7 protein-coding genes and 1 pseudogene are annotated in these 6,772 nt (G+C 56.2%); all 8 read left to right on the top strand.

Going from position 1 to position 6,772, the window contains the following annotated elements:
* The first annotated feature begins 103 nt into the window (after positions 1 to 103).
* Complete coding sequence (locus AC1RMF_RS26265; RefSeq protein WP_493145454.1) at positions 104 to 1,345, top strand: 2Fe-2S iron-sulfur cluster-binding protein; 1,242 nt, start codon at positions 104 to 106, stop codon at positions 1,343 to 1,345.
* Positions 1,342 to 1,929: a hypothetical protein gene (locus AC1RMF_RS26260; RefSeq protein ID WP_342618574.1), complete on the top strand. Its 588-nt coding sequence runs from the start codon at positions 1,342 to 1,344 to the stop codon at positions 1,927 to 1,929. The genes AC1RMF_RS26265 and AC1RMF_RS26260 overlap by 4 nt, the downstream gene beginning before the upstream one ends.
* Positions 1,926 to 2,642 carry a cytochrome c3 family protein gene (locus tag AC1RMF_RS26255; protein ID WP_493145452.1) on the top strand — a complete coding sequence of 239 codons (717 nt, stop codon included), beginning with the start codon at positions 1,926 to 1,928 and terminating at the stop codon, positions 2,640 to 2,642. The genes AC1RMF_RS26260 and AC1RMF_RS26255 overlap by 4 nt, the downstream gene beginning before the upstream one ends.
* A gap of 16 nt (positions 2,643 to 2,658) precedes the next feature.
* Positions 2,659 to 3,207 (top strand): hypothetical protein, encoded by a 549-nt coding sequence (locus tag AC1RMF_RS26250; protein ID WP_493145450.1) that lies wholly within the window; start codon positions 2,659 to 2,661, stop codon positions 3,205 to 3,207.
* Between the two features lie 30 nt (positions 3,208 to 3,237).
* A complete protein-coding gene (locus tag AC1RMF_RS26245) occupies positions 3,238 to 3,957 on the top strand; it encodes a ZIP family metal transporter (RefSeq protein WP_493145448.1) in 720 nt (239 codons plus the stop codon).
* Positions 3,958 to 4,025: 68 nt separating this feature from the next.
* Positions 4,026 to 4,190, top strand: coding sequence for a hypothetical protein (locus AC1RMF_RS26240; protein ID WP_342618570.1), 165 nt, complete (start codon positions 4,026 to 4,028; stop codon positions 4,188 to 4,190).
* Positions 4,191 to 4,221: 31 nt separating this feature from the next.
* Positions 4,222 to 4,311, top strand: a pseudogene (locus AC1RMF_RS26235) (TFIIB-type zinc ribbon-containing protein); the annotation flags it as partial.
* A 48-nt stretch (positions 4,312 to 4,359) separates the two neighbouring features.
* The coding region (locus tag AC1RMF_RS26230; RefSeq protein WP_493145446.1) for a cation-translocating P-type ATPase at positions 4,360 to 6,772 on the top strand (2,413 nt) is incomplete at its 3' end.

Raw genomic sequence — 6,772 nt, 5'->3', positions numbered from 1 at the left:
AATGTCCGGCACAAGGTTAAGCATTGCTTAAGCGTGATGACTGATCACTCAAAACATGACGGGTGTCAAGATGTGACTCAGGCTTTAGCACCAAACTGGCCTTGTGACTGCTTCCACACTTCTTCTATACATCGGCATGGCCTTGATGGCCCAGATCATGCTGGGCATTGCCTATGCCTTGCTCAAGCGCAGAGCGACGGCACGCTTGCCTGCCCCGTCACCTGCGATATCACAGCCTGGCGTGTCGCCCCTCGCATGGATCGGTCTCAAGGCCTTTCGGGTGGCAAAGCGCAGCTTCGAGGACGCTGCCCAAACCCAGTGTTCGTTCTATCTGGAGCCGGTTGACGGATTGCCGCTGCCGCCCTTCAAGCCAGGTCAGTACCTCACCTTCAGTTTGCCACTGCCCGCACTGCCCGGCGGTGCAACACGTACCGTCACCCGCTGCTATTCGCTATCGGATAGTCCTGCACCAGGCTATTACCGGGTAACTATCAAGCGTGTACCGGCACCGACGGAGCCCTCAGGGCTTCCGCCTGGATTGGCATCCAATTACTTTCATGACCATATACATACCGGTGACACGCTGCAGCTGCGCGCCCCAGCCGGGCACTTCCATCTGGATACCGCGACACACACACCGGTGGTACTGATTGCTGGTGGCATTGGCATTACGCCCATGCTCAGCATGCTGCGCTGGTGTGCGCAGCATCAACCCGAGCGCGCGGTGCATTTGTATTACGGTGTGCGCAATAGTGCCGAACAAGCCTACAAGGCTCTGCTGGAAGACATGGCTGTCAAATGGCCGCAGTTCACGCTGCATGTGGTCTACAGCAATCCCCTCACGGAAGACCAGCATCGGTTGGACTACCAGCACGCAGGACGCGTCAATCTGGACCTGTTGAAGCTGACGTTGCCCCACGGTCCGCACCAGTTCTACATCTGTGGTCCGACCGCCATGCTGGAAAGCATAGTGCCAGCACTGGTGGAGTGGGGCGTGGCAACCTCGGATATTCACTTCGAGGTTTTCGGCCCGGCCAGTGTGCGCCTTCCTGCGCAAGAGGCCATGGAGAAGGCCACCTTGCCGGTCGATGGGCTGCAGATCCAGTTCACACGCAGTGGCCGTAGCCTTGCTTGGAATGCAAAGTATTCCAATTTGCTGGACTTTGCCGAGGCGCATGGCATTCAGATTGAATCCGGTTGCCGCTCTGGTAGTTGTGGCAGTTGTGTGACTACGCTGGCCGAAGGTTCGGTGGACTATGCCAACCCTCCAGACTATGAAGTTGCACCTGGGCACTGTCTGCTCTGCGTGGCAAAGCCCCGCACACCTCTGACATTGGAAGCATGAGCACTATGAAACCCCGGCTCATTACGCGCGAAATCATCCCGTTCCTGCTGTCGTTTGCGACCCTGGTGGGGGGAACATTGTTGCTGGATGCCCTGCTGCATTGGCTTGGACTGGTGTGGATTGGCCGTTACCTGGGCATTGTTGGCCTGTTGCTGGTCCTGTACTCCTTCCGCTATTCGCTGCGCAAGAGAAAAATAATTTCCGGAGGGAGTCCCCTGGCGCTGCTGCGCTGGCATGAGTACCAGGCCTGGCTGGGCTCTTTGCTGATCCTGGTACATGCCGGAATCCACTTCAATGCAATCCTGGGCTGGCTGGCCGTAGGTGCCATGCTGGTCAATGTCGGCAGTGGCTTGGCAGGCAAGTTTCTGCTGGATCGTGCACGCAAGCGCATGCTGGAGGCGCGCCAGACGATGTTGCGCCGGGGTGTGCCGGAAGCGGAGCTGGACGAGCAAGTCTATGTGGATAGCCTGACCTTCGATGTGGTCAAACAGTGGCGTGCAGTGCATTTCCCCATCACTCTGGCGTTTGGCGTGCTGGCACTGGCGCACATCGTCGCCGTCTTTCTTTTCTGGGGTTGGAAATGACGCGCCGTTGGGTCCTGGCTTGGGTCAGTCTGAACCTGTTGCTGCTACTGGCGCTGGTGTTCGTCTACCCGCACCTGATGGTGAGCCCCGGCCCGCTGATCGCGGGACACGCCAACATTGCCACCGACTGCTTTGCCTGCCATGCGCCCCTGCGCGGGGCCGCATCCAGCCGTTGCATCGCATGCCACGCCCTGCCTGACATTGGCTTGCGCAACACACAGGGAAAGCCAATTGCGCGCAAGACCTTGAAAGTCTCCTTCCACCAGGATTTGCTGGAACAAAACTGCATGACATGCCACAGCGACCACGCTGGCCCCAAGCTGACGCAACGCAGCCGCAAGCCGTTCTCCCATGGACTGTTGCGCAGCAACGTACGCGAGCAATGCCAGACTTGCCACCGCGCGCCTGCCGACAAGCTGCACACCAAGATCACCGGCAACTGCAGCCAATGCCATGCACAGACCGCCTGGAAGCCAGCCAGCTTCGACCACGACAAATCGTTCGTGCTGGACCGGGACCACAATGTGGAGTGCGTCACCTGCCACGTGGGCAATGACTACAGTCGCTACACCTGCTATGGCTGCCACGAGCACACGGTGCAAAACGTTTTGCGGGAGCATCGCGACGAGGGCATACGTGATCTGGACAACTGTGTGCGTTGTCACCGTAGTGCCGATGGTGAAGGAGGCGAGGGCGGAGGGGACGATGACTGACGGAGGAGGCTGAACCATGAGAAAGCATGTGCCGCCTGTGCACCAGATTGAATTGCGGATTGACAAGCTCTCGGAGCTCTTCAACTCGATGGACCCGACGCCGTTTCACCACTGCGATCTGGACCGCGATGCGCAGGAATACCTCGAGAGTTGGGCCATGGAATTTCCGTCCGACAGCCATTTCCGCATCATCGTGCACATGGAACAGATGCCGGATCAAGACCCCACGCCTCTGGTGGCAGAAGCGATTCACAACTTCTTTGACTACAAGACCACCATCACCAAACGCCAGTTGGGGCTACTGCTGCGTGAGGGGCGCGTCAGTTTGTTGATCGGGTTGGCTTTCCTGTTGCTTTGTCTGCTGGGTGCAGATCTGCTGTCCGGCAATGTGGGCAACACCTTTTTGCGGGTCCTGCGGGAGAGCTTGATCATTGGCGGCTGGGTGGCCATGTGGCGCCCATTGCAGATCTTCTTGTATGAGTGGTGGCCGTCGGTTCGACGCGGAAGAATCTATCGCAACCTGGCCAAGGCGCTGGTGCATGTGACACCTGCAACGCCCAAGTAATGAACTGACATTTCAACAGGGACTTAATCAATGTACACACAAGACTTTCTGATCGTGACCATACCGGCAGTGGTTGCACTGCTGGGCGGCATATTGGCCGCAGTCTGGACGCCGAGCCATCAGGCACGCAGTCTGATCCAGCACTTTGCTGCGGGTGTGGTGCTGGCGGCGCTTGCCGTAGAACTGTTGCCCGAGATTGAGCGCGAGCATGCTCCCAGCCTGCTACTGATTGCATGCTTTGCGTTGGGTAGTCTGTTCATGTACGGCATCAAGCTCTGGACAATGCGGCTGGAGCACCAAGCCCAGTTGATGGGGGCTGCTGCTGGCGTGGGGAGTGGCCTGTTGCTGGCCACATTTATAGATGTGGCAACCGATGGCTTCATCATCGGCGCCGGCTTTGCGGCTGGCGGCCAGACCGGCACCATACTGGCGCTAGGCCTATCCGTGGAGTTGCTGTTCCTGGGGTTGGCGTTGGCATCTGGCGCCACGTCGGGACGGCGCATCATCATCCTGTCCGGCGCACTGGGCGTTACTGTGTTGCTGTTTGCACTGTTGGGCACCGTATTGTTGAGCGGCGCCTCGCACGCGGTCATCGGAGGGACGCTGGCATTCAGTGCAGCAGCCCTGTTGTACTTGGTGACGGAAGAGTTGTTGATTGAAGCCCACGAAGTCCAAGAAAAGCCCGTCGCTACCCTGGTCTTGTTTGGCGGGTTTCTGGCTTTTTGGAGTATCCAACTGCTGGGAAGATGAGTGCTTCAGCGCACCTTAATTTGAGCACCCTAGGATTGGCATATTCAATTGAATCAATGGAGTATGCAATGAATACAGATCTCAAAAATTTTGTTGTCGCCTACCTTCGCGTGGTGGTGATGGCTTTGGTTCCCATGGTGCTCACTGCATTTCTGAGCATTCCCTACAGCCTGGGCGGAAACCCTGGAGATATATATGCACGAGAACAGACTTCCGATCAGCACATGACGTGACCAAGCATATCCCTATGAAAGCCCGGACTCCATGACGGATCGCCTCCGTGTTGAAATGGACTACTGCCCTCAGTGCAGGGGAGTCTGGCTTGACCGGCGTGAACTCGACAAAATGCAGGAACTCTTTGACTGAACCAGTTGACAATGCGAGCAATTTGATTGGAATGGTGTGCCTACAGAATCACTCACCGGGTTGACCCAAGCTGAGGCACTGAATCGCCTGAAAAGCGAGGGGCCCAATGAACTGGGTGTGAACCAGAGCAGAACGCTTCTGGACATCACGGGTGAAGTCATGCGCGAGCCGATGTTCCTGCTTCTTATTGGAGCCGGACTTATCTATTTGGCCATGGGTGATCCTCATGAGGCATTGATCCTCCTCGGATTTGTCGTCGTCATCATTGCAGTGACGGTTCTACAGGAGAGGCGCACCGAGAGCGCACTCGAAGCATTGCGCGATCTCTCCAGTCCACGCGCACTGGCCATACGGGATGGTGTACCAACCCGAATTGCTGGGCGCGAAGTGGTTCGGGACGATGTGCTGATTCTCTCGGAGGGCGATCGCATCCCGGCCGATGGTTGGGTATTGCAGGCGCACGAACTGGCAGTGGATGAGTCCATGCTGACAGGTGAATCGGAAGCAGTGGCAAAGTTTGAAGGCCCGGACAAGGTCTTCGCAGGAACCATGGTGGTGCGCGGTCAGGGCGTGATGCGCGTTACGGCAATTGGCCAATCCACCGAATTGGGTCACATTGGCAAGTCGCTGCAAGACATCCATCTGGAGTCTTCTCCATTGCGCGATGAAATTGGTCTTTTGACACGGCGCCTGGCTGTCATAGGCGTCATTGTCAGCGTGGTTTTCGCATTGCTCTATTGGAGTTTGCGCAGCAGTTGGCTTGATGCACTACTGGCTGGCATTACGCTAGCAATGGGACTCCTGCCGCAGGAATTCCCCGTCATCATGATTATTTTCTTGGCACTGGGTGCACGCCGCATTGCAAGAAAGCGGGTATTGACGCGCCGACTCAATGCCATCGAGACGCTTGGTGAAACGACGGTTCTTTGCGTCGACAAAACCGGTACGCTGACAGAGAACCGAATGACAGTTGCAGCGTTGTCCGTACAGGGCGTTCTTCTGGATACGGTGAGTCTTTCCGACGGCGAATTGCCAGACTCATTCCATGAGCTGCTTGAGTACGTGGTTTTGGCCAGCGAGATTGAACCGCACGACCCGATGGAAGTTGCGTTTCATAGCATGGCCCGGAATATGTTGGCCAATACCCACCATTTGCACCCGAACTGGTCTTTGGCACGGGAATATGAGTTGTCTTCCGCCTTGTTGGCCATGACACATCTTTGGCGACATGACACGTTGAATTACGACGTTGTTGCGACAAAGGGGTCTCCAGAAGCGATTGCTGAGCTCTGCCATTTGGATGAGGAGCAACGCAGGAAGTTGGCCCAGGACACATTGGCGATGGCTGACAAGGGTTTGCGGGTGCTGGCGGTTGGAAAAGCCCAACACAATGTACAGACGACGTGGCCCGACGCGCAGCATGACTTTGACTTTGAATTTGTGGGCCTGATTGGGTTAGCTGATCCGCTACGGCCAGAAGTACCCAGTGCTGTGGCGGAGTGTTTAAAGGCTGGTATCCGCGTAGTCATGATTACTGGTGATCACCCTCGCACGGCGCGTGCCATTGCATCTGGAGCTGGTATTGACAGCAAGGAAGTGATTACGGGGGCGGAACTGGATGAGTTGGACGGCACGTCCCGTAGTGAAAGACTTAGCAGAACAAACGTCTTTGCGCGCGTTTTACCTCATCAAAAGCTTGCAATAGTTGAAGCGTTGAAAGGGCAACACGAAGTCGTTGCGATGACGGGGGACGGTGTCAACGATGCTCCGGCCCTCAAGGCCGCGCATATTGGCATCGCAATGGGCAAACGAGGCACGGACGTGGCGCGTGAGGCCTCTTCATTGGTTCTGCTAGATGATGACTTCAAAGCGATTGTTTCTGCCATTCGCCTGGGACGCCGCATTTTTGCCAATCTCCGCCAGGCATTGGTCTACACGCTTGCCGTACACATTCCCATCATTGGACTTTCCATCTTGCCACTTCTGTTTGGTTTGCCACTCGTACTTGCACCCATTCATATTGCCTTCCTGGAGCTGGTCATTGATCCGGCGTGTTCCGTTGTCTTTGAAGCCGAATCGGGTAGCACACGATTGATGGAACAACCACCACGTTCGTCCAAAGAACACCTTATTTCTGCACGGCAACTGGTACTGAGTTTGCTGCAAGGGTCCATGGTGACTGCTTTGGTACTGGCTTGCTATAGCTGGTCTTTGCGTGCTGGTGTTGATATCGGTGAAGCTCGCGGAATGGCTTTTATTGTGCTGGTTGTAGCAAATGCTGCGCTCATCTTCCCTTCACGTTCTTCGGACTTTGGATGGCGCCAGATGTTCACAGGTTTGAAGCCCATAGTGGGCTGGATTCTGCTTGCAACCCTGGTTGGACTGCTGTCGATTGTTTATTTGCCATTTGCTTCATCCGCATTTTCTTTCAGACCGCCCGCAGCGGTGT

It is taken from the genome of Rhodoferax sp. GW822-FHT04A08, from assembly GCF_058801025.1.
The sequence above is the reverse complement of the archived record's forward strand: the minus strand, read 5'-3'. Positions and strand labels throughout refer to the sequence as shown.